Here is a 23,075-nt window from a genome sequence, read left to right as displayed (position 1 = left end):
TAACAACCTATTCACTGGAACGTACAATGCAATTACCTACTGTTGATTATAAAGCTCCCGATGCGGCTGCTCACTTTGTTGAATCGTTAAGAAACACCGGTTTTGGTGTATTAAAAAACCACCCAATCCCGCAATCTTTAGTTGAGTCTATTTACGAAAAATGGCAAGACTTTTTTAATTCAGAGCAAAAGCACGACTTTTTATTTTCTAAAGAAACGCAAGACGGTTATTTCCCACCTTCTGTATCTGAGGTAGCTAAAGGCTTTACAGTAAAAGACATTAAAGAGTACTTTCATGTTTACCCTAAAGGTCGCGTGCCTGCAGAGCTTGAAGCCGACGTACGTGAGTACTACCGTTTAGCTAACGAATTTGCAGCAACGCTTTTAAGCTGGGTTCAAGCAGAGGCACCAGCCGATGTACGTGCTAAGTTTTCTATCGATTTAAAAGACATGATTGCTGATTCTGAGCAAACATTGTTACGCATTTTACATTACCCGCCAATGACAGGTGATGAAGAGCCAGGTGCAATTCGCGCTGCGGCACATGGTGACATTAACTTATTAACTGTGTTACCTGCATCGAACGAGCCAGGCCTGCAAGTTCAAAAAACTGATGGCGGTTGGTTAGATGTGCCATGTGACTTTGGTAGCTTAATTATTAATATTGGTGACATGTTACAAGAAGCGTCGGGCGGGTACTTCCCATCGACTATTCACCGTGTAATTAACCCAACGGGTAAAGCGTCGACTAAGTCGCGTATTTCTTTACCGCTGTTTTTACACCCACGTCCTGATGTTGTGCTTTCTGAGCGTTACACTGCAGACAGCTACCTACAAGAGCGTTTACGCGAGCTAGGTGTTAAATAACGTTATATTTATTGAGTTAAATATAAACCAAAAGCGGCTTTTAGCCGCTTTTGTTGTTTTTAAGCAAGGTTATACCAATCCGCAATAATGTTGAATCATTTTTAGGGGCTAAACGTGTCGCTATCTGCATTAAAAAATTCTCATTTATGACTATATGAATGCAGAAGGTAGAGCAATGCAGGAGAAATTGCCGAGAACAACTAAATAACGAATTTATTGTCTAGCTATCAACACGTTTATCTATTCTCAAAATAGATCACTTAATTAAGCGGATTGGTATTAATTTTTTGGGTAAGTTTGTTTCATTATTAAAACCGACTCAGCAATTATTTGCTCAAGTATAGCTAAATCGATATTTTCCAATTTTGTCACGTACAAACAGCTTTTACCTAGGCTATGTTTACCAAGCTTATTTAATAATGCCGCTATTTTGGGGTGATCAAAGCCAGGCATAATATAAATAGAAAGCTTAGTTTTGCGTGGTGAAAACCCTGTGATTGGCCATTCACCTGTGCGGCCGGAGTCGTACCTATAGCTGTATTGGTCAAACCCTATAATATCTTTACCCCATACAACAGGCTTTGCCCCTGTGACTTTTTCAAACAGGGTTAGTAAGGTTTGTGTGTCTTCAATACGCTTTGAATCTATACTTTCTAGGCATTGCTTAAGTGTTATTTGGTTTGCTTTAGTTTTTAATGTCATAGCGTTGATTTGTATTGTTATTAGCTACTCTAAGGTTAGCACTTAATTTGCTAAGTGAATATTTCCATGCATTTCTAAGTTAGTTGCGTATAATGCGCCCTTGGCCGGTTTGGCCTTTATTTTATTGAGAGATTTTATGAGTTTTGATGGTTTAGGTTTATCACAGTCTTTAGTTAACGCGGTTTTAGAAAAGGGCTATGAAACGCCAACGCCTATTCAGGCTCAAGCAATTCCTGCAATTATTGAACGTCGCGATGTAATGGCGGCTGCACAAACAGGCACAGGTAAAACCGCTGGTTTTACTTTACCGCTAATTGAGCTGCTATCTAAAGGCAGTAAAGCAAAAAGTAACCACGTACGTGCCCTTATTTTAGCGCCCACGCGTGAGCTGGCTTTGCAGGTAAGCGAAAACGTTGAAGAATACGCTAAGCACTCTGATGTAAGTTCGTTTGTAGTGTACGGCGGCGTAAAAATAAACCCACAAATGCAGCGCCTTCGTAAAGGGGTTGATATTTTAGTGGCCACGCCTGGGCGTTTAATCGATTTACATAATCAAAACGCTGTTAAGTTTGATAATGTTGAAGTGCTGGTACTTGATGAAGCCGACCGCATGCTTGATATGGGCTTTATTCACGACATTAAACGCCTGATTGCTAAAATGCCGCCTAAACGCCAAAACTTAATGTTTTCGGCAACGTTTTCAGATGATATACGTGCATTAGCAAAAGGGTTAATTAACGACCCTGTTGAAATATCAGTTGCGGCAAAAAACACCACTGCTAAAAGCGTAACGCAAAGCGTTTACGCTGTTGATAAATCGCGTAAAACCGCATTACTTAGCCATTTAATTCGTAGCAACGATTGGCAACAAGTATTAGTGTTTAGCCGTACCAAGCACGGAGCAAACCGTTTAGTTAAACAGCTTGAGCGCGACGACATAGTAGGCGCCGCTATTCATGGTAATAAATCACAAGGCGCTCGTGTTAAAGCGCTTGATGGCTTTAAAAGTGGTGAAGTACGCGTACTTGTAGCCACTGATATTGTGGCACGTGGTCTTGATATTGTTGAGCTTCCGCATGTGGTTAACTACGACTTACCAAACGTATACGAAGATTACGTTCACCGTATTGGCCGTACCGGTCGTGCTGGTGCATCAGGGCATGCTATTTCGTTTGTAACAGCCGATGACGCCGCTGATTTATACGGTATTGAACGTTTTATTGGTGAGCTAATCCCTCGCGCTGAAGAGCCTGGATTTGAACCAACTAGCCCAGTACCTGAGCGCGCATTAGATGCTCGCCCAATTAAACCTAAAAAGCCTAAAAAAGCAAAGCAGCCGTTTAACAAGCCTAAGTCTGATAAGCCGAACAGCAAAAAACCAAACAATGGGGGAAGCGGTACCGGCCCTCGTCGTGGTGGTTCTAAAAAACCAGCAGCGAAAACTGATGACAACGCACAAAGCCCATGGGCAAAACGCCAATCGGTAGGTGGTAATGGCCAGCGCCGTCGTCGCCCAAATAACGATTAATCATTATTAAAGATTGTATTGGCCTTTAATTAAACGCCAATACAAAAAAACGCGCTACCTTTTTAATAGAAGTAGCGCGTTTTTTATTATCTGTAATTTATACTTACCTGATCAACGAATTAACGCCTAAACCTACAAACAAGGTCACGCTAACGCTTAGTAAGGTGCCAAGCATAACGTACTCGGTGAGCTTTTTATCTTTACTGGCACTTAAATCGCCAAACCTAAATACCGACTTGGCAGCTAGCAAAAAGCCAAGCCCAGCAAATTGGTCAAGTAATATAAAGCTCAGCATAAGTACACGCTCTATCATGCCAATGCTTTGTCCGGCCAACGGTAAGCTGCCCTCACTTGAAAAGTTAGCGGTGAGCCTTTCAAGCATCATTCTTATAAATACGGCACTTGGGCTTAATATAATTAAATATCCGCATACAACCCACAGTACTTTAGGGTTTATGGCAAGTGCGCTTACGTACGCGATTAAACTTTGGTTATCAGTTATATAAATACACAGCGCTATTATTACGGCTATATGCGCTATTTGGTCGAGTAAAAAGGGCACAACCCCTTTATTTGAATACGACTTAGCAATATCTATTAGGTAGTGGCTAAGCATAATTGCAGCTGTTGAAAGTAACACGGTGCTTAGTTGTTGCCAGCCATAGCTATATTCCCAAAGCGCTAAAATAACGGCGCTAACCACACCGTGTACTAATACATGCAGGTAGAGCTTTTTAGCTTTAAAGTGGTGGGTGTTTCTATCGTTTACCCAGCTCATTGGTTGTAAAAAAAAGTCACTGACTAGGTGGCCTATAATTAATGTCACTAATAATAACGAAAACCCCATTACTCACTTCCTTTTGCAATCGTTGTTATGACCTGTTTAGCGTGTACTATAAATCGCTCTATAAGCTGATAATTTGCTAAATTAAGCAATTTAGTGACATTTTCGCGACTGGTGTTAAGCTCTTTTGCCAGTGCTGCATGACTGTTATCGGCCTGGGTTAAATACACGTAAAGCGCATTGGCTTGTTTTTGCGTTATTTTGCTAAGCAAGGTATCGACAAAGGCAAGGTTAAGGCTAAAACTTTCATCTAGGGCGTGCTTTGCTACCTGTAAGGTAAAGCGTTGGTTGGCTATTTTATCAAGGCCTTGCCCTGAGAGCACAAAGGCCGAGCCGGTGGCTGTTTTTATATCGCTGCGTAGGTTGTCTACCTCACCTAAGGCCATACTTTGGCGTAGCTCGTAACCTGCCGACTTTAAATGCAAATAAATGATAATAGCGGTTTTAATTAACTGCTCGCTTTGATTTATTTGTAACTGAAAAGCATCACCTCGGTATATGGTCCACAGTGAGGTATTATTACTAATTGCACGCAAACTTTGCTCTAGCTGATAAAGCATGGCATCGTATTGCTGCTTAGGTATTTTTTGCGATTTAATTATATCGCCGCTGATCACACCAATCATAGAAATCCAAAAAGTAACTTAATGCAGTTACATAGAATCAGGTAACCAAATTTGGTTACATTTAGTTAAGTAACCAATTTAGGTTACTTAAAACAAAATTGCAAGGTTCACTCGTTAATGGCGTTTTATTTCAGCTACGCTGAGCTGTGAGCACTTAAGGAAACAAATGACTTTACAAAACGATCAGCAAATCAGTAAGCCACGTGTCGGTATTTTTGTTGATGTACAAAACATTTATTACACGTGCCGCGAAAGTTACCGTAAAAACTTTGATTACAATGCATTTTGGGCGCACATGAAGCAGCAGTATTCTATAGATTGTGCATTTGCGTATGCCATTCACCGCGGTGATGAAAAACAAAACCAGTTTCAAAATATTTTGCGTGCTATTGGCTTTGAGGTAAAACTAAAGCCGTTTATTCAGCGCCGTGACGGCAGCGCAAAAGGGGATTGGGATGTAGGCATAACGATAGATATGCTAGAGCAAGGCAAAAACCTCGATAAAGTTATTTTGCTCTCTGGTGATGGCGACTTTGCGTTATTGCTAGGGCATTTAAAAAATCAATACAATGTACCGTGCGATGTTTACGGCGCCGATAAGTTAACCGCAGAGGTGCTTAAGCAAAGTGCAGAACAGTTTCATTTAATTGATGATAGCTTACTACTCTAAAGCATAAAATATAGCGGCTAAGTGCCTGCAACATGAGAGTTTTTAATAAAGAGCCTATATAGCTAATATAGGCTTTTTTTATTGCTGTAATAAATTGGGTTTACTCAGCGGTTATGGTAATTTTACGCCATATCATGTTATTGAGGACTCACATGCTTTATTACAGCGACATGCCATTAGACCGCGGGTCTAATTTTCGTAAAAACGCGGCGTGGTTAAACGCACAAATGTCGGCACAAAGTAAGTGGCTTTTGGTGAATAATAACCACACTTTGTTTTATAAAGACGCAGCTCAAGTGTGCTACTTAACGTATCAGCAGATTGCCCATTTAGATTTATCAAACGCTATTTATTTAGGCTCAAATACTGAGCAACAGGGTGTGTTTGCGTTAGATGTTTCAGCCATACACGATGACGAACTCAAGCGCGTTATAGGCGACGCACAGTTTTTTGATATACGCCAATATGGCCCTCACGTTGATATACAAGATGGCTCTATAGCCGCACTTGCACGTGGTTTATGTTATTGGCATGCAACGCATAGTTTTTGCGGGCGTTGTGGCAGTAAAAATACATTAGTAGAGGCAGGGCATTCACGCCTATGTGAAAACGAGCACTGCAAGCACCCTACATTTCCACGCACTGACCCTGCAGTAATTATGGTGGTTACTAAAGTATTTGAAGATGGAATAGAGCGTTGTTTATTGGGTCGCCAAGCAATATGGCAACAAGGTATGTATTCGTCATTGGCAGGCTTTGTAGATCCAGGTGAAACACTAGAGCAAGCTGTAGCGCGCGAAGTTAAAGAAGAAGCAGGCATTGACGTTGATAATGTACGTTATATTGCCTCGCAACCTTGGCCATTTCCTTCCTCTATTATGTTGGGTTTTATTGCTCAGGCTAAAACTGAGCAAATAAACGTAGATAAAGACGAATTAGACGATGCCAAATGGTTTACGCGCGAAGAAGTTAAGGCGTTTGGCAATATGGGCGATGAAGGCGATCATTATAAACTCCCTCGGGTCGATTCAATTTCGCGTTTTTTAATTGAACAATGGCTTTCAAATAAGGCTTAAGGATTGGTAATGGCGACAAGCAAAAATAAAAATACCCAGTTAGTATCAACGGGGCGTAAAAAAGTCTACACCCATGGTGTGGTAAATCCCGTAGTACAGCGCGCTTCTACAATTGTATTTGACAGCGTGGCCGAATTAAAAGAAGCCGCTAAAACCCGCGGTGATAAAACATTATTTTATGGCCGCCGTGGCACAACTACACATTTTGCACTGCAAGAGGCAATAACCGAGCTTGAAGGCGGTGAAGGCTGCGCACTTTACCCATGCGGCGCTGCGGCAATAAGCCAAGCGTTATTGTCGTTTGTAAAGGCGGGCGATCATATTTTAATGGTTGATAACGTGTATGAACCTACGCGTGATTTTTGCGATAAAATTTTAGCGGGGCTAGGTGTTACCACCACTTATTACCCACCTACAATTGGCGCAGGTATTGAGGCGTATATTCAGCCAAACACAAAAGTGCTGTTTTTAGAATCGCCTGGCTCTATAACCATGGAAATACAAGATGTACCTGCCATGGTAAAAGTAGCCAATGAGCATAATATTATGACCATGCTTGATAACACCTACGGCAATGGCTTGCATTACCGCCCACTTGAACACGGTGTAGATATTAGTATTCAAGCAGCAACTAAGTACATTGTTGGCCACTCTGATGTAATGATGGGTGTAGCAGTGGCAAATAAAAAGTACTGGCCAACCCTGCGTGAGCAGTCGTACTTATTGGGGCAATGCACCAGCGCAGATGATGCCTATTTAGCGCTTAGAGGCTTACGCACTATGGCAGTGCGTTTAAATCAGCACGAAAAGGCGGCTATAGAGGTGGCAAAATGGCTTGAGCAACATGAGTTAGTTGATCATATTCGCCATCCTGCATTTGAAAGCTGCCCTGGGCATGAATTTTTTAAGCGCGACTTTGATGGCAGCAATGGGTTGTTTTCATTTGTAATGAAAGCCGGTAACCAAAAAGCCATTGATGCGTTTTTAGATAGCCTTGAGCACATTAAAATGGGCTTTTCGTGGGGTGGCTTTGAAAGTTTAGTTACCGCCAATTTGACCATGAAAGGTTTACGTTCGAACACGGGTTGGGATTTAGGCCCTGTTATTCGCTTGCATATTGGCCTTGAAGACATTGATGATTTAATTAATGACTTAAGCCAAGCGCTTGAGGTATACCAACAGCATTTATAAAAATAGGCTAAATAAACAAAGTTTGGCCTGTTACATTTAAACGGTTTGTTACAAAGCTCACTTATGGTGAGCTTTTTTTTGCTGGTAATTCAAGGTGTTTACACTTACTGTTGTTACATTACGCTTTATTTTAAAGCATGAGCAACGTCATTAAGGAAAGCCAATGGCAACATCATCATTAGTGAACATAGGGCGATTAACCCAAATAGCGGGTTTTGAGCTAGTACGTATGTTTTTAACCAAGCGCGGCTTAATTGCAATGGCCGCCTTTGCCCTTGTGTGGTTACTTATTTTACGCTACCCGATAGGCCAAGCCGTCAGCATTATTAGTGCCCCCAATTTTGAACAAATGGCACGCGATATTTCAGGCAGTATTGGTTTAAGTAAGTTGCTTGATTGGCCTGAGGCCGAATTTGCTATGTACTGGCTAGTCGCTTTGTATAGCTTTCCGCTGTTTGCTATTTTTATATCAAGCGATCAAACCGTTGGCGATAGAGAGCGCGGCACATTACGGTTTTTATCATTGCGTTCTACACGGTTTGAAATTTTATTTGGCCGTTTTTTAGGTCAGCTTGGCGTGTTAGCGTGTTTATTAGCTATTACCTTAGTGGCAACCCTTGGCGTACTTGGTTACAGAGAGCCAAGCCTATTAATGGGAGGGTTAAGCCGTGCGGTTTCTATATTTATAATAATGGTGGTGGTACTTAGCCCGTTTGTGGCATTAATGAGTTTGATTAACACATTTGCTCGCTCGTCGCGTTTAGCAATTGTGTTAGCCATTTTATATTTTGCTGGTGGCGGCATTATTGTGGGTATATTGGCGTGGCAAGTACCGGCTTTAAATGCGCTCGATTACCTTTTCCCAGGGGTTAATTCTGAGCTTTTAGCTGGGCAAAACCTACCTTTATTGAGTGCCTTAGGTGTGCCGCTTATTCAAAGCGCTGTATTTATAGCGATTGCGCATCGAATATTTACAAGGAGTTCGCTATGAGCGTATTAATAAAAGCCAGCGGCTTGAGTAAATCGTATGGCGCAAAGCAAGCACTTAACAACGTAAGCTTTGAAATTCAAAAAGGCGCACCAGTGGCGTTAGTGGGCCCAAATGGCGCCGGTAAAACCACATTATTTAGTTTATTGTGCGGCTATATTAACCCAAGCCACGGTGAGCTCAGTATTTTAGGGCATAAGCCTGGTAGTGCAGCGTTGTTCAACCAAGTAAGTGCATTACCGCAAGATGCGCAGTTAGATCCGCGTTTTAATATAGATAAGCAACTGGCGTTTTATGGCAAGCTTCAAGGCATGGGCGCTAAACAAAGCCACAATGAAGCGCTGCGCGTACTTGATTTGGTTGGCTTAAAAGAAGTCGCTAAACAGCGTGCGGGCGATTTATCTCACGGTATGCGTAAACGGGTAACGATAGCGCAAGCGCTGATTGGCTCGCCGAAAATAGTGATGCTTGATGAAGCCACAGCAGGGCTTGACCCTATTCATGCCAGAGAGGTGCGAGAGCTGGTATCGAGCTTAAGCGATGAAGCCACCTTTATTTTAAGTTCGCACGATTTAACCGAACTTGAGCGATTATGCTCCCAAGTGCTTCACCTAGATAAGGGCATTTTGAGCGAGCACCAAACAAAAGACAACAATACGCATACTCACTTTTATACCTTAATGCTCAACGAGGCGTATCAAAATGTGGAGCAGCAACTGCAGGCGTTAGCAGGTGTAAGCCGTGTGTATATGAGCCAACATAAAGAATACGTGATTGAGTACCAGCCAACCGGTGAGCCACTTGATATTGCTTTATTAAACTTTTGCCATCAACAAAACTGGCAATATAGGCAGTTAGTAAATGGTCACACCTTAGAAAATCAAATATTTACACAGGAGAAAGCATAATGGGACTACTCAGTGGTTTAATGGGAAATGCAAGCGAAGTAGATGATTCTGATTTAGAAAAAGTACTTGCCAATACCCTAATAGATGGCGAACAAGTAGAAAAAGCCTATAAGGTGATTCGCGATATGTTTATTTTTACTAATAAGCGTTTAATTTTAATTGATAAGCAAGGTATGACCGGCTCTAAAATGGAAATGGTGAGTATTGCTTATTCTAAAATTACTAAGTTCAGTAAAGAAAGTGCAGGGCACTTTGATTTAGATGCCGAGCTTAAAATTTGGATTGGTTCAGACCCAACGCCTATTAGTAAAGAGTTTAAATCGGGCGATAATATTAACGAAGTTTATCGTGTAATAAGTCAGCATGCACTTTAGTTTGCTGAACATGTTTTAAGTAGTTGTTGACTATATGTTGCAACTACTTTAAATTTACAGTTTCTTACACCTACTTACAATTAACTTAATAAATACAACTGCTTAATTAAGTTTTCATTCAGTTTCTCAGCGTTAGCATGTCCCCACTTTAGTCAATGAGCTAAAGCATAAAAAGCAATGCACAAAGGGAAGTCTTACAATGAAAAAATTAGCAGTTATTATTTCAAGCATTTTATTATCTAGCACTGCGGCTGCTGCAGACAGCTACAATTCAATCAGTAATTTAAGCTACAAAGATAGCGATAACAACGACACTGTTGCTGTAGACTCTATTTATTACCTATCTCCTAAAAAAACATTAGGTCCGTACGATCAGTTTGAGTACATTAATAAACAAACTAACGTTTACGGCGGTTATGCTGATGACGACTTTGGTGATGTTACTAACATTGGTGGCGAATACTTTATTAATGAATTTGTTGTTGGCGCATCTTACGAAAACCTTGACCCAGATTCGGGCTCTAACGGTGAGCTTTACAAGCTAACTGGTGGCTACTTCTTTAACCCTGATTTATTAGCAAAAGTAACGCTTGTTGAAAACAAAGACGGCGATGACTTTGCTTTGTTTGATTTAGCATACAATCACATGCTAAACAGCACAGACTACGTAGGTGTAACACTTACATCTGATGACGACTTTGATTACCGCGCTGTTGCAGCTAAGTACTTTATTGACTTACAGCAAGGTAACTTTTTAACGTTTGAAGGTAAATACGAGAGCATTGAAGATGCAGAAAACCAGTGGGTAGCAGAAACTAACTACTACTTCTCAAAAGCAACCTCGGTATTTGCTAACTACAACAAGCAAGATACATACAGCTTTGGTGCTCAGCACTTCATCAATAAAAACATTGGTCTTAAAGTAGGTTACGAGAACAATGCAGATGACTCTGATAACGATGCATACTTTGCAAACATGCGTTTTCAGTTTTAATTAAGCCCTGTACTTAATTAAAAGCATAAAAAGCCCGCTACTGTAGCGGGCTTTGTTGTTTTTAACTTAAATTAACCGTGGTAAAAGTTTTACCAGGTGCAATTACGGTCTTTGTTCTGCTCATCTAAATAGCATCTTTTAAATTAAAAATAATAATTTTTTTGAAAAAAGAGAAAAATATAATGAGGGATAGTTATATTGATGAGGTTTATCGAATAGTTAAGTTGTATTCAATTTAGCGACAGTTTGTACCTTATTTGTTACTTTTGAAGTTTAAATGCTGAGATATAATTCTACTGTAGATTTAAGCTGTGCTTTATATTTACATTTGTACGAAATGATTAACAATTCAAGTGATTGATATTGTGTTTAATTTGCTCATCCATTCATTTTTTGTTCATTGTTTGTTGTTAGGATGCGCCCCGACTTTGGCTACATGGCCCAAGCATAGAAAATAACATTTATAGGGAATTTAAAATGAAAAAATTAGCCGTTATCATTTCGAGTATTTTATTATCAAGCGCTGCATCTACTGCAATGGCAGCCGATACTTACCAATCTATCAGCCACGTAGGATACATGGACATTGATGGAGATGACACGGTAAGTGTTGACTCAACTTATTACTTTTCTCCAAAAGCGACGTTAGGTCCTTATGATCAATTTGAGTACATCAATAAGCAAACAAATGTTTATGGTGCATACAGTGATAATGATTTTTTAGACGTTACTAGCATCGGCGGTGAGTATTTTGTAGAAGATTTTGTACTAGGTGCACAGTACAATAACTTCGATAGTGATTTTGGCTCAAGCACGGATGTAATTGAACTTTCAGCTGGTTACTTCTTTAATCCAAACCTTGTATTAAAAGCAACGTTTGTAGATGTTGAAGATGCTGACAATCAGTTTGTGGTTGACTTAGCATATAACCACGAATTAAACAGCACTGATTATATCGGCTTTACAGTAACAGCAGATGATGAGTTTGATTACCGTGCAGTAGCAGCTAAGTACTTTGTTGATTTACAGCAAGGTAACTACTTAACTGTTGAAGGTAAATTTGAAGATGTTGATGGCGGTTCTAGTAGCTGGGAATTAGCATCTAACTACTATTTCAGTAAAGCAACATCGGTGTTTGTTACAGTTAACAAGAACGATGACTACGCTTTTGGTGCTCAACACTTTTTCAATAACAATGTTGGTTTAGAAGCAGGTTACGGTAATAACTGGGATGATTCTGATTACGATGCTTACTTTGCAAATGTAAGCTTACAGTTCTAATTTAACCAAAAGTTAGTTACTGAACAAAAAGCCCGCTACTGTAGCGGGCTTTGTTGTTTTTAACTTAAATTAACCGTGGTAAAAGTTTTACCAGCCGCAATTACGGTCTTTGTTCTGCTCATCTAAATAGCGTTGCAGCGGTGCAAAGTAATCAAGCATAGCGGTTGCATCCATTTGCGGCTTGCCAGTAATGGTTTCAAGGGCTTCTTGCCATGGACGAGAAGAGCCCATTTCTAGCATTGCGTTTAGCTTATCCCCTGCTTCTTTTGAATTATAAATAGAGCAGCGGTGAATGGCTTTATCGTTACCAGCTATTTCACATAAGCTACGGTGAAATTCAAACTGTAAAATATGTGCTAAAAAGTAACGTGTATAAGGGGTGTTGCCTGGTACGTGGTATTTAGCACCTGGATCAAAGTCATCTTCGCTACGTGCAATAGGCGCTTTCACACCTTGGTATTTTTCACGTAGCTCCCACCACGCTTTATTATAATCTTGTGGCTTTACTTGGCCCGAAAATACCTGCCAGCGCCATTGATCAACCATTAAGCTAAAGGGCACAAAGGCGACTTTATCTAGCGCCATTTTCATTAGTAAGCCAATGTCTTTTGACTCATCAGGTACTTGCTCAAGTAAACCAATTTCTTTTAAGTAACCGGGTGTAACCGATAAAGCAATGGTGTCGCCAATGGCTTCGTGAAAACCATCGTTGGCACTTTCTTGATAAAATAAAGGCTGTTTATTATAAGCGCGCTGATAAAAGTTGTGGCCTAGCTCATGGTGAATAACAGAAAATTCTTCGCCGGTGCGTTGAATACACATTTTAATGCGTAAGTCGTCTTTGCTATCTATATTCCAAGCAGAGGCATGACACTGCACGTCTCTGTCTTTTGGTTTTACAAATAACGAACGCTCGTAAAAGGTCTCTGGCAATGGCTCAAACCCCATTGAGGTAAAAAAGGTTTCAGCACCTTTAACCATTTTTAGCTCGTCGTAATTATTTTTAGCTAATAGCTCGGTAACATCGTAACCCGGATCGGCGTTTTCTGGCGCGACTACATCGTAAATGTTACCCCACGCTTGCGCCCACATGTTTCCTAATAAATGCGCAGGAATTGGCTCATCTTGGGCTACTTTGTCGGTGCCGTATTTTTCGCCTAATTTAGCGCGTACATGGCAATGCAGTGAGTTATAAAGTGGCTTTACTTGCCCCCAAATGCGGTCAAGTTCGGTTGTAAAGTCATCGGCTGGCATATCGTACTTGCTGCGCCACATTGCGCCGGTATCAGCATAACCTAGCTCTTTAGCCCCTTCATTTGTAAGGGTTACTTGCTGCTCGTAAAGTGGGCGCATTGGCTTTGAAATTTGACGCCACCCTTGCCATAAATCAAGTAGCTCGTTGTAATCACGGCTGGTGGCCATTTTTGCGGTCATATCACCAAGGCTTAAACAGCTGCCATCGTCTTTACAGTATTTACCTTTACCGTATAAACCCCCAAGCTCTGCCACAATAGTTGAAAGTTGGGCTGTTTTTTCAGCGTCCTGAGGTGCGGGTAAAGTAAGCGCAAGTTTAAGTTTATTAAGCTTGCGGCGTGCATCGTAATCAAGCGCTAAGTCGTCAAATTGGGCTGCCTGATTGGCTAAACGTACGACTGACTCGGTCATTTTACGATTAACCTCGGCAGATAACGCCGAGGTGTCGTGCGTTATAAAGTTTGCGTAAATCCACTCAGCGCGGCTCGACTCTAGGTAAAGCTGACTTAGCTCTTGCTCGGCTTTGGCAATAAATGCATTGGCATCTTGTTTTGTAAGAGGCTTCTCGGCCTGTGCTGAATCACTAGTGTCTATGGCTATTTCTGCTTCGCAGGCGGTTAGCGCTAATGTACTTGCGACTATGAGAGCGCTCATACTTAATTTAAAGCGTGGCGTGTTCATTGTATTCCTTTGGTTTATTGTTATTAAGAAAGTGATAATAGCAGCGATGTTTAAAACAATAAAATTAATACGTTAAGGCGTGTGGTGCATCGCGCAATGATTGTATTTAAACTAAGATGGGTCATAATTAAGTTACTATTTTCATTCAATGTAAAAGGAATGTGCTCATGTCAGTATTTATAATATTGCTGGTCGTGGTGGTGGTTATTTTTGCAGTCAAAGATATTCGCCTTAACCTGATCAGCCGTCCTACGTTTAAAATGTTTAAAAAGGTACTTCCGCCGCTCTCGCAAACGGAGCGAGAGGCAATGGAAGCCGGCGATGTATGGTGGGATGGTGAGCTATTTAGTGGTAATCCAGATTGGCAAAAACTGCATAACTTTCCAAGGCCTGAGCTTAGCGATAAAGAAAATGACTTTATGGATAATCAGGTTAACACGCTACTGGCGATGCTAGATGATTACCAAATTGTACAAAAAGACAAAGACCTGCCAAAAGAAGTCTGGGATTACTTAAAAACAGAGGGCTTTTTTGCGCTGATCATTCCTGAAAAATTTGGTGGACGTGAGTTCTCTGCCATTGCTAATTCAACCATAGTGTCAAAAATTGCCACAAAAAGCTTAACTGCGGCGGTTACTGTTATGGTGCCTAATAGCTTAGGCCCAGGCGAGCTGTTACTGCATTATGGCACAAAAGAGCAACAAGACCGTTGGTTGCCAAGCCTTGCAAGTGGTAAAGATGTACCGTGTTTTGCACTTACAGGCCCAGAAGCAGGCTCTGATGCGGGCAGTATTCCCGACTCAGGCGTAGTGTGTAAAGGGCAGCATAATGGTGCAGAAGTTATAGGCCTGCGTTTAAATTGGTCTAAGCGTTATATTACGCTTGCGCCGGTGGCAACCGTACTTGGCCTTGCCTTTAAAATGTATGACCCAGATGGGTTTTTAGGCGATGAAAAAGAGCTAGGGATTACCTGTGCGCTAATTCCTACTGATCATGAAGGGGTAGAAACGGGTGAGCGCCATTATCCATTAAACATGGCATTTATGAACGGGACTACCTACGGTAAAGATGTTTTTATTCCGCTAGATTGGATTATTGGCGGTGAGCAGGGCGCAGGACGAGGCTGGCGCATGTTGGTTGAGTGTTTAAGTGCTGGGCGCGGTATTTCTTTACCTGCACTAAGCACCGCAACAGGGCATTTAGCCTCTAAAATGACTTCTGCTTACTCTGTGGTACGCCAACAGTTTGGTGTATCAATCGGCCAATTTGAAGGTGTACAAGAAGCCTTAGCGCGTATTGGCGGGTTAACGTATACATTAGAGTCTGCGCGTTTAATGACCGCAGGCGCAATAGATTTAAAACTGAGCCCATCGGTTGTTACCGCCATTGCAAAATACCATATGACCGAAATGGGGCGTACGGTAATGAACGATGCAATGGACATTCATTCTGGTAAAGGTATTCAAGTTGGGCCTAATAACTATTTAGCCCATGGTTATATGGGGATCCCGGTATCGATTACCGTTGAAGGGGCAAACATTTTAACCCGCAACTTAATGATTTTTGGCCAAGGTGCCACGCGTTGTCATCCGTTTGTGTTAAAGGAAATGGAAGCTGCCGCAATGGAAGACGATGATGCAGCACTTGATCAATTTGATAGTTTATTGATGAAGCACATTTTATTTGCTGCCAGTAATGCCGGCATGGCTTTTGTGCATGGTCTTACGCGAAGCTGTTTGGCAAAAGCGCCCGTGTGCGGTGCAACCGCTGTGTATTACAAACAGCTAAGCAGAATGAGCCGAGGGCTTGCTTTTACTACAGATGTAGCCATGTTGGTACTTGGCGGCGAGCTAAAGCGTAAAGAAATGATTTCGGCGCGTTTAGGTGATGTGCTTAGCCATTTATATTTAGCGTCTACGGTATTAAAGCGCTTTGAAGATGAAGGGCGCCAACAGGCTGATTTACCTTTTGTGAAATACGCTATTGAAAATTCTCTTTATGAGATAGGCCAAGCGTTTGATGGTTTTTTCAAAAACTTTTCAAATCCGGTGGTTAACTTTTTACTTAAACGCATTGTGTTTCCGCTGGGGAATCACTACCACAGGCCAAGTGATGAAACAGCCCAAAGTATTTGCGAGCATATGACGCAACCTGGGGTGTTTAGAAACCGTTTAACGCACTTATGTTATGTAGATGAAAATGCGGGCACGGGCGTGATGGAAAATGCATTTTTAGCTATGCACGATATGCAAACACAGTTTAAAGAATTAAAACACTGGCAACGCAGTGGTAAGGTCCCTGCAACACTCGACATAGAAGGCGCAATAAATTACGCACTAGAGAATGAGCTCCTTGCGCAAGCAGATGCCGATGCAATGCACCATACCAATAAACTAAGAAAACAAGCAATTGCCGTTGATAACTTTAAACCCGGTGAATTATAACGCTTAAGATAAGCGCTAAACGCAAAAAGGCCTTACATGTGTAAGGCCTTTTTTGTGGTGTATAAGTTAGCGTGCGTAAGGATCTGCAACTATTTTATCTATATACCATTTCCCTTTTTTACGAAGCATTTTAACGCTGCGCATATCATCGACTTTATCGCCATTAAAGTAGCCTGTAAAAATGAGGTTTATTTTGGCGTTATCGCCATATTGTTCGCGTACGCTCATGTTGGTCATATCGACTTCAATTACTACTTCATCGTATTGCAGGTTTACTAAGTTGCGGGCAAATTGCTTAGCGGTGCCATAGGATTTCATAATCCGGCTTAGGTTAGGGGTAGCCATTGTGCTGGCTTTTTGTAAATCTTTTTGATTATACAATGCATCAAAGTAAGCGGTGGCTGTATCGCCCGGTGAGTCGCCCAGCGTTTGTACGCTATCGCCACAGGCGGCTAAAAATAAGCATACGATAAAACTTAAATAAGCTGTTATTTTTTTCATGTTGAATGTTTTTAATTAGTTTTTTTAAAGTGTGTGGTTAATTAAACAAGATGTAAAGCAGCACTGGGGAATAAATAGAAAATTGAATCATAAATAATAAAAAAGGATGCCATAAGCATCCTTTTAAGTATCTCAAGGAGAGAAGTTTACTGTACTAATTCTTGCTCGCTAAATTCTTCAGCAAACATTGGGCTAGACAGGTAACGCTCTGTGGCACTTGGTAAAATCACCACAATATTTTTATCAGCGTTTTCTGGCTTTTCAGCAAGGCGTTTAGCGGCAACAACAGCTGCGCCTGATGAAATACCCACTAAAATACCTTCTTTTTTCATTAGCTCATGAGCCATTGCAATAGCATCTTCGTTTGATACTTGCTCAGCACCATCAATCACACTTAAATCAAGGTTTCCAGGAATAAAGCCTGCGCCAATACCTTGAATTTTATGTGGTCCTGGTTTTACTTCTTCGCCTGCAAGCGTTTGGCTAATAACAGGTGAGTTAGTTGGCTCAACTGCAATCGCTTTAACATCTAGGCCTTTTTCGTTTTTAAGGTAACGGCTAACACCTGTAATAGTACCGCCAGTGCCTACGCCTGCTACAAAAAAGTCTACTTTACCATCAAGCGCTTCAAAAATTTCTGGGCCGGTTGTTTCAAAGTGAATTTTAGGGTTAGCTGGGTTTTCAAACTGTTGTAATAAAATGTATTTTTCTGGATCTGTTGCTTGAATTTCTTTTGCTTTTTCAATTGCGCCATTCATACCTTTAGCGCCATCTGTAAGCACTAAGTTAGCGCCTAATGCTTTTAATAGTTTGCGGCGCTCTAGGCTCATTGTATTTGGCATGGTAAGTGTTAATTTGTAACCACGTGCTGCTGCAACAAATGCAAGGGCAATACCTGTATTACCCGATGTAGGTTCAATTAGTTCTTTACCTTCAACAAGCTGACCTGATTTTTCAGCTTCCCAAATCATTGATGCACCAATACGACATTTAATACTAAAGCTAGGATTACGCGATTCTACTTTAGCGTAAACGTTTCCGCCTGTTACGCGATTAAGTTTTACCAGTGGTGTATTACCAATGCTTAGTGAGTTATCTTCAAAAATAGTAGACATAATGTTCCTTTGGATACAATCGGATCAATGTGTTAATAGCCTTTGCTATTAACTATATAAATACACTTTACTGCGAGTTTAAAAAAACTAAAGTAAAGTTTGGCTATAACATATATCTATTGGGCTTATAACCAGCCGAAATAAAAATTAGTTATTATTGTTGCTTTAGTTATTAAAGATGCGGGCTCATTTTTAAATTTAAAGAGTAAATTTCGCCACGTAGTTAAAAAATGCTCAGAGTAGGCTAATTATTGCGATGTTTTTGTGTGTTATTTGCGCACATGAATATAACTTGAATACTTTTATCACACAATGCGCCTAAAACATGTTAAAAACACTCTATCTATATTCAACTAAGCAATCACAATGAAGTTAATCTTAAAATTAATTGCCGGTATTGTGGCCGGTATTTTGGTCGGGCTTTATGTGCCTCTTACAGGTGTTGAGCTTTTATTTACTGTTAAAGAACTTATTGGCCAACTCATTTCTTTTACCATTCCATTAATTATTTTATTTTTTATTGCTTCTGGCATTGCGGGCTTGCCTAAAGGGTCTGGCCATTTATTAGGTAAAACCGTTGGCTTTGCTTATAGCTCTACAGTAATTGCAGGTACGCTTGCCTTTTTACTAGTAAGTGCGGTTATTCCACTGCTAAGTGGCAATATTACGTTTGAAGCCGAAGTTGCCACTGAAATTGGCAGTTTTATTGATTTAGAAATTCCACCGCTGATGGGTGTAATGACAGCGCTTGTGACTGCATTTGTGTTTGGTATTGGCATGAGCCAACTTGAATTAGAAACACTTAAAAAAGTGTCTGATCAGGGTCGCGATGTAATCGATGCTTTATTATCTAAAGTAATTATTCCGGCATTACCATTTTACATTGCGGGTGTATTTGCAGAAATGACCGTAGCAGGGACCGTGGTCGATACACTGCAAACCTTTGGTGTTGTGCTTATTGCTGCACTTGTTATGCACTGGCTGTGGCTAACCGTATTATATGTTTCTACGGGGATATTACTTAAACGTAACCCGTTGGAGCTCGTTAAAAATATGCTTCCTGCTTATTTTACAGCGCTGGGGACAATGTCGAGCGCGGCAACCATTCCGGTGTCTTTGCAATCAAGCAAAGCAAATAACGTAAAAGAAGATGTAGCAAACTTTACAGTGCCACTGTGCGCTACTATCCATTTATCGGGTTCTACCATTACGATTGTGACGTGTGCAATGGCCGTTATGTTTTTATCGCCAAGCATGGAAGTACCTTCTTTAATGGGGATGCTGCCGTTTATTATGATGTTAGGGGTAGTAATGATTGCAGCGCCAGGTGCACCTGGTGGAGCAGTAATGTCGGCGCTCGGTTTATTAACCAGTATGCTTGGCTTTAACGAAGGCGCTGTTGCACTTATGATTGCACTTTACCTTGCGCAAGACAGCTTTGGTACTGCGTGTAATGTAACAGGCGATGGTATTATTGCCCTATGGGTAGACCGTTTTAGCGAAAAAGCAGCGTCATAAAAAACTAAAGTACTGGTATTTAGCAGTAGTAAAATAATGCTAAAAGATGAGTACACCTAAAGCGAAGCAATAATATTAGTTATTGTTTCGCTTTAACTGTGGTAATGTGGCAAATTAGATTGTTTGTTGCGTATTGTTAGGTTAATGAGGGTATTACATTGATTAATGTGCTTTTAGTTGATGACCATGAGCTGGTACGAACTGGTATAAAACGTATATTAGATGATGTACGTGGTTTTAAAGTGGTAGGCGAAGCTAAAGATGGAGAGGCTGCGGTACAGTTTTGTCGCCAGCACGCACCTAATATTGTATTAATGGATATGAACATGCCTGGCATGGGTGGCTTAGAGGCCACAAAAAAGATTTGTCGCTATTGCCCAGATGTAAAAATTATTGTGCTTACGGTTAATTGCGAAGACCCGTTTCCATCAAAAGTGATGCAAATTGGCGCGCATGGCTTTTTAACCAAAGGTGCAGGCTCTGATGAAATGGTTCGTGCTATACGGTCTGTTCATGCAGGTCAGCGTTATATCGCCCCAGAAATTGCACAACAAATAGCCCTTGCACAAGTAACAGGGCGTACCGATGAAAACCCTTTTCAAAGCTTATCTGAGCGCGAGCTACAAATTATGCTAATGATCACCAAAGGTGAAAAAGCTCAAGATATTGCCGAGCGCTTAAATTTAAGCTCAAAAACAGTGAACAGCTACCGTTACCGTATGTTTGAAAAATTAAACGTAGGGGGCGACGTTGAGCTTACTCATTTGGCTATTCGCCATAAAATGATTGATATAGACGTATCTCATTAATTTTTTAATTTATGTCTGAATTCGATCACGCCCAATTTTTAAAAACGCTATCAAGTGAACCGGGTGTATACCGTATGCTTGATAGTGAACAACAAGTTATTTATGTCGGTAAAGCAAAAAACTTAAAAAAACGGGTAAGTAGCTACTTTAGATCTAATCTAACCGACAGTAAAACCCGTGTGCTAGTGAGTAATATTTGCGATATTGAAGTTACGCTCACAAACACCGAAACCGAAGCCCTGCTGCTTGAAAACAACCTTATAAAAAAATATCAGCCGCGTTATAACATTTTATTACGTGATGATAAGTCATACCCCTATATATTACTTACCAGTCATAAACATCCGCGTTTAGCCTTTCATAGAGGCAGCCGCAAGGTAAAAGGCGAGTACTTTGGGCCTTTCCCAAGCGCTGGCGCAGTGTCGGAAAGTTTGCGTTTAATGCAAAAAATATTTCCTGTACGTCAGTGCGAAGATGCCTATTACCGTGCCAGAAGCCGCCCGTGTTTACAGTATCAGCTAAAGCGCTGCTCAGCACCGTGTGTTAATAAAGTGACAGAGCAAGAGTACGGCGAACAAGTTGATTATGTACGTAAGTTTTTAACAGGTAAGTCGCACGAAGTAATAGCCGATTTAATAAAAAAAATGGAAGCGGCGAGTAAAGACCTTAACTTTGAGCTCGCAGCTAAAGTGCGTGACCAAATTATGCTACTGCGCAAAATGCAGGAGCAGCAGTCTATTTCAGGTAATTTTGCTGAAATGGATGTGGTAGGTTTTGCGCACTTAAATGGATTAAACGGGATTCATTTATTAATGATCCGTGATCATAAAGTGCTAGGCAGTAAAACCTATTTTCCAAAAGTGCCTAAAGATTCGGGACAAGAGGAAATACTCACTTCGTTTTTAGGGCAATATTATTTAGCGCCTGGTGCGACAGGGCGCATAGCAAAAGAGATTATTTTACCGTTCGAGATTGAAGAAAGTAGCGCATTGAGTGAAGCGCTTACGCAAATTAGTGAGCGTAAAGTATCGCTTAAAGTGGTCACCCGCGGAGAGCGAGCACAATATCTTCAGCTTGCTAATAAAAACGCATTAAACAGCATTACCGTTAAACAAAGTACGCAAGACTCTATAAATAAACGTTATGCACAATTAAAAGCGACCCTAGGCTTAGATGATATAAACAGAATGGAATGTTTTGATATCAGCCATACCATGGGGGAGAACACAGTAGCCAGTTGTGTAGTATTTGATTCGCAAGGGCCAAATAACAAAGAGTACAGACGCTACAACGTAACGGGTATAACCGGCGGTGATGATTACGCGGCAATGGAGTTTGCACTGAACAAACGCTACAACAAAGTGGTAGATGAAGACAAAATCCCTGACGTTATATTCATTGACGGTGGTAAAGGGCAACTAGGCCGTGCAGAGCAGTATTTTGCCACGTGGCCACATGCTAAAATGCCGCTGTTAGTAGGTGTAGCAAAAGGCACAAGCAGAAAGCCAGGCCTTGAAACCTTATTAATTGATGGCGGGCGAAAAACGATTCCTATGGATTCGGATGCGCCAGCACTACATTTAATCCAGCATATTCGCGATGAGTCGCACCGATTTGCTATTGCAGGGCACCGTAATAAGCGCCAAAAACAGCGCACGCAATCATTATTAGAAGAGATCAACGGAGTAGGTTCTAAGCGCCGCCAAACATTATTAAAATATTTAGGGGGCATGCAAGGGGTAAAAGCTGCTAATATAGAACAGTTAAAGAAAGTTCCTGGGATCAGTCCTGACATGGCTGAGAAGATATTTAACCATTTGCATGACAAGGGCTAGCCCTTCATGCGAATATAGAAAAAAAGACATATCCAAGTAGTTATGTGGAATATTCCAAACACACTCACAACCTTTAGACTTTTTCTTATCCCCATATTTTTGGTGATATTTTACTTGCCTTATAGCTGGGCGTTTTTTGCTGCCGCTTTTATTTTTTGGCTTGCATCAATCACCGATATACTTGATGGCTATTTAGCACGAAAGCTAGAGCAATCTACGCCTTTTGGTGCGTTTTTAGACCCTGTAGCCGATAAGGTTATGGTGTGTGCTGCACTTGTTGCGCTCTCTGATCATTATCAGTCTATGTATATGACGATTCCGGCCCTTATTATTATTAGCCGTGAAATAGTGATATCTGCATTACGCGAGTGGATGGCAGAACAAGGCAAACGTGGAAACGTTGCAGTATCAAATATGGGCAAAATAAAAACCGCGGCGCAAATGCTGGCGATTATTGGCCTAATTTGGCAATACGATACGTGGATGATCTATTTAAGTTTTGCTTTATTGTATATAGCCACCTATTTAACACTGAGCTCTATGGTGCAATATTTAATGGCTGCATGGAGTGAATTGACCAAAAATTGATTGTAAACGTCTAATAACGCACCGTTTTAGATAAAAAATAATCAAACAGTTCAAAAGTGGCATTTTTTGTGTTGACGCGTTTAATAATCTCTGTAGAATGCGTCCGTGTTGAGAGGGCATAGCCCCTAAGATAAAGAAAACCAAAGTTACTTAGTTAGCAGCGTAAACATCGCAAGATGTTGAATAACGCAGATAATTAAATAATAATGCGGCACTAGCTCAGTTGGTAGAGCGCGACCTTGCCAAGGTCGAGGTCACGAGTTCGAGCCTCGTGTGCCGCTC

21 protein-coding genes and 1 tRNA gene are annotated in these 23,075 nt (G+C 41.0%); 16 read left to right on the top strand and 6 right to left on the bottom strand.

Annotation, left to right across the window (positions count from 1 at the left end; all coding sequences use genetic code 11):
- Positions 1 to 26: 26 nt before the first annotated feature.
- Positions 27 to 866: an isopenicillin N synthase family oxygenase gene (locus tag MTN96_RS33570; RefSeq protein ID WP_004589526.1), complete on the top strand. Its 840-nt coding sequence runs from the start codon at positions 27 to 29 to the stop codon at positions 864 to 866.
- Positions 867 to 1,145: 279 nt separating this feature from the next.
- Here MTN96_RS33570 and MTN96_RS33565 read toward each other — a convergent pair whose 3' ends face one another.
- Positions 1,146 to 1,568, bottom strand: a complete 423-nt coding sequence (locus MTN96_RS33565; RefSeq protein ID WP_024033661.1) for a DUF1801 domain-containing protein — start codon at positions 1,566 to 1,568, stop codon at positions 1,146 to 1,148.
- Positions 1,569 to 1,704: 136 nt separating this feature from the next.
- On the opposite strand from MTN96_RS33565, the gene MTN96_RS33560 reads away from it, so the two are divergent.
- Positions 1,705 to 3,096, top strand: coding sequence for a DEAD/DEAH box helicase (locus MTN96_RS33560; RefSeq protein ID WP_004589525.1), 1,392 nt, complete (start codon positions 1,705 to 1,707; stop codon positions 3,094 to 3,096).
- A gap of 103 nt (positions 3,097 to 3,199) precedes the next feature.
- On the opposite strand, the gene MTN96_RS33555 is transcribed toward MTN96_RS33560, so the two are convergent.
- A complete protein-coding gene (locus MTN96_RS33555) occupies positions 3,200 to 3,943 on the bottom strand; it encodes a DUF3307 domain-containing protein (RefSeq protein WP_248534349.1) in 744 nt (247 codons plus the stop codon).
- Positions 3,943 to 4,566 carry a hypothetical protein gene (locus MTN96_RS33550; protein WP_248534347.1) on the bottom strand — a complete coding sequence of 208 codons (624 nt, stop codon included), beginning with the start codon at positions 4,564 to 4,566 and terminating at the stop codon, positions 3,943 to 3,945. The genes MTN96_RS33555 and MTN96_RS33550 overlap by 1 nt, the downstream gene beginning before the upstream one ends.
- Positions 4,567 to 4,732: 166 nt before the next feature.
- Here MTN96_RS33550 and MTN96_RS33545 point away from each other — a divergent pair, with 166 nt between their 5' ends.
- The 8 genes from MTN96_RS33545 to MTN96_RS33510 all read left to right on the top strand — a co-directional run bounded on the left by MTN96_RS33545 (position 4,733) and on the right by MTN96_RS33510 (position 12,048).
- On the top strand, positions 4,733 to 5,236 hold the full coding sequence (locus tag MTN96_RS33545; protein WP_004589523.1) for an NYN domain-containing protein: 504 nt from the start codon (positions 4,733 to 4,735) through the stop codon (positions 5,234 to 5,236).
- A gap of 152 nt (positions 5,237 to 5,388) precedes the next feature.
- Entirely contained in the window at positions 5,389 to 6,312 is a 924-nt protein-coding gene (nudC, locus tag MTN96_RS33540) for an NAD(+) diphosphatase (RefSeq protein WP_248534345.1), read from the top strand.
- A 9-nt stretch (positions 6,313 to 6,321) separates the two neighbouring features.
- Entirely contained in the window at positions 6,322 to 7,503 is a 1,182-nt protein-coding gene (locus MTN96_RS33535) for a cystathionine beta-lyase (protein ID WP_248534343.1), read from the top strand.
- Between the two features lie 163 nt (positions 7,504 to 7,666).
- Complete coding sequence (locus MTN96_RS33530; protein WP_054983890.1) at positions 7,667 to 8,494, top strand: ABC transporter permease; 828 nt, start codon at positions 7,667 to 7,669, stop codon at positions 8,492 to 8,494.
- Entirely contained in the window at positions 8,491 to 9,399 is a 909-nt protein-coding gene (locus MTN96_RS33525; protein WP_024033654.1) for an ABC transporter ATP-binding protein, read from the top strand. The genes MTN96_RS33530 and MTN96_RS33525 overlap by 4 nt, the downstream gene beginning before the upstream one ends.
- Positions 9,399 to 9,773, top strand: coding sequence for a PH domain-containing protein (locus tag MTN96_RS33520; protein ID WP_004589518.1), 375 nt, complete (start codon positions 9,399 to 9,401; stop codon positions 9,771 to 9,773). The genes MTN96_RS33525 and MTN96_RS33520 overlap by 1 nt, the downstream gene beginning before the upstream one ends.
- Before the next feature lie 199 nt (positions 9,774 to 9,972).
- Positions 9,973 to 10,767: a putative porin gene (locus tag MTN96_RS33515; protein ID WP_004589517.1), complete on the top strand. Its 795-nt coding sequence runs from the start codon at positions 9,973 to 9,975 to the stop codon at positions 10,765 to 10,767.
- 477 nt (positions 10,768 to 11,244) lie between these two features.
- Entirely contained in the window at positions 11,245 to 12,048 is an 804-nt protein-coding gene (locus MTN96_RS33510; RefSeq protein ID WP_248534340.1) for a putative porin, read from the top strand.
- Positions 12,049 to 12,135: 87 nt separating this feature from the next.
- Here MTN96_RS33510 and MTN96_RS33505 read toward each other — a convergent pair whose 3' ends face one another.
- Positions 12,136 to 13,983, bottom strand: coding sequence for a M2 family metallopeptidase (locus tag MTN96_RS33505; protein WP_248534338.1), 1,848 nt, complete (start codon positions 13,981 to 13,983; stop codon positions 12,136 to 12,138).
- Positions 13,984 to 14,150: 167 nt separating this feature from the next.
- Here MTN96_RS33505 and MTN96_RS33500 point away from each other — a divergent pair, with 167 nt between their 5' ends.
- Positions 14,151 to 16,427, top strand: coding sequence for an acyl-CoA dehydrogenase (locus tag MTN96_RS33500; RefSeq protein ID WP_248534336.1), 2,277 nt, complete (start codon positions 14,151 to 14,153; stop codon positions 16,425 to 16,427).
- A 66-nt stretch (positions 16,428 to 16,493) separates the two neighbouring features.
- On the opposite strand, the gene MTN96_RS33495 is transcribed toward MTN96_RS33500, so the two are convergent.
- Positions 16,494 to 16,928 (bottom strand): hypothetical protein, encoded by a 435-nt coding sequence (locus MTN96_RS33495; protein ID WP_029773124.1) that lies wholly within the window; start codon positions 16,926 to 16,928, stop codon positions 16,494 to 16,496.
- 146 nt (positions 16,929 to 17,074) lie between these two features.
- On the bottom strand, positions 17,075 to 18,043 hold the full coding sequence (gene cysK, locus MTN96_RS33490) for a cysteine synthase A (protein ID WP_004589513.1): 969 nt from the start codon (positions 18,041 to 18,043) through the stop codon (positions 17,075 to 17,077).
- 366 nt (positions 18,044 to 18,409) lie between these two features.
- On the opposite strand from cysK, the gene MTN96_RS33485 reads away from it, so the two are divergent.
- The 5 genes from MTN96_RS33485 to MTN96_RS33465 all read left to right on the top strand — a co-directional run bounded on the left by MTN96_RS33485 (position 18,410) and on the right by MTN96_RS33465 (position 23,074).
- Positions 18,410 to 19,561 (top strand): dicarboxylate/amino acid:cation symporter, encoded by a 1,152-nt coding sequence (locus MTN96_RS33485; RefSeq protein ID WP_024033649.1) that lies wholly within the window; start codon positions 18,410 to 18,412, stop codon positions 19,559 to 19,561.
- 158 nt (positions 19,562 to 19,719) lie between these two features.
- Positions 19,720 to 20,370 (top strand): UvrY/SirA/GacA family response regulator transcription factor, encoded by a 651-nt coding sequence (gene uvrY, locus MTN96_RS33480; protein ID WP_004589511.1) that lies wholly within the window; start codon positions 19,720 to 19,722, stop codon positions 20,368 to 20,370.
- An 11-nt stretch (positions 20,371 to 20,381) separates the two neighbouring features.
- The gene (gene uvrC, locus MTN96_RS33475; RefSeq protein ID WP_004589510.1) at positions 20,382 to 22,205 is read left to right on the top strand and encodes an excinuclease ABC subunit UvrC; all 1,824 of its coding nucleotides are present in this window, start codon (positions 20,382 to 20,384) and stop codon (positions 22,203 to 22,205) included.
- 42 nt (positions 22,206 to 22,247) lie between these two features.
- Positions 22,248 to 22,793 (top strand): CDP-diacylglycerol--glycerol-3-phosphate 3-phosphatidyltransferase, encoded by a 546-nt coding sequence (pgsA, locus tag MTN96_RS33470; RefSeq protein ID WP_024033647.1) that lies wholly within the window; start codon positions 22,248 to 22,250, stop codon positions 22,791 to 22,793.
- Positions 22,794 to 23,001: 208 nt separating this feature from the next.
- Positions 23,002 to 23,074: transfer RNA gene (locus MTN96_RS33465), tRNA-Gly, on the top strand.
- Position 23,075 lies beyond the last annotated feature (1 nt).

The sequence above is a fragment of the Pseudoalteromonas sp. 2CM28B genome, from assembly GCF_023161935.1.
This window is presented reverse-complemented; position numbering and strand designations above follow the sequence as displayed.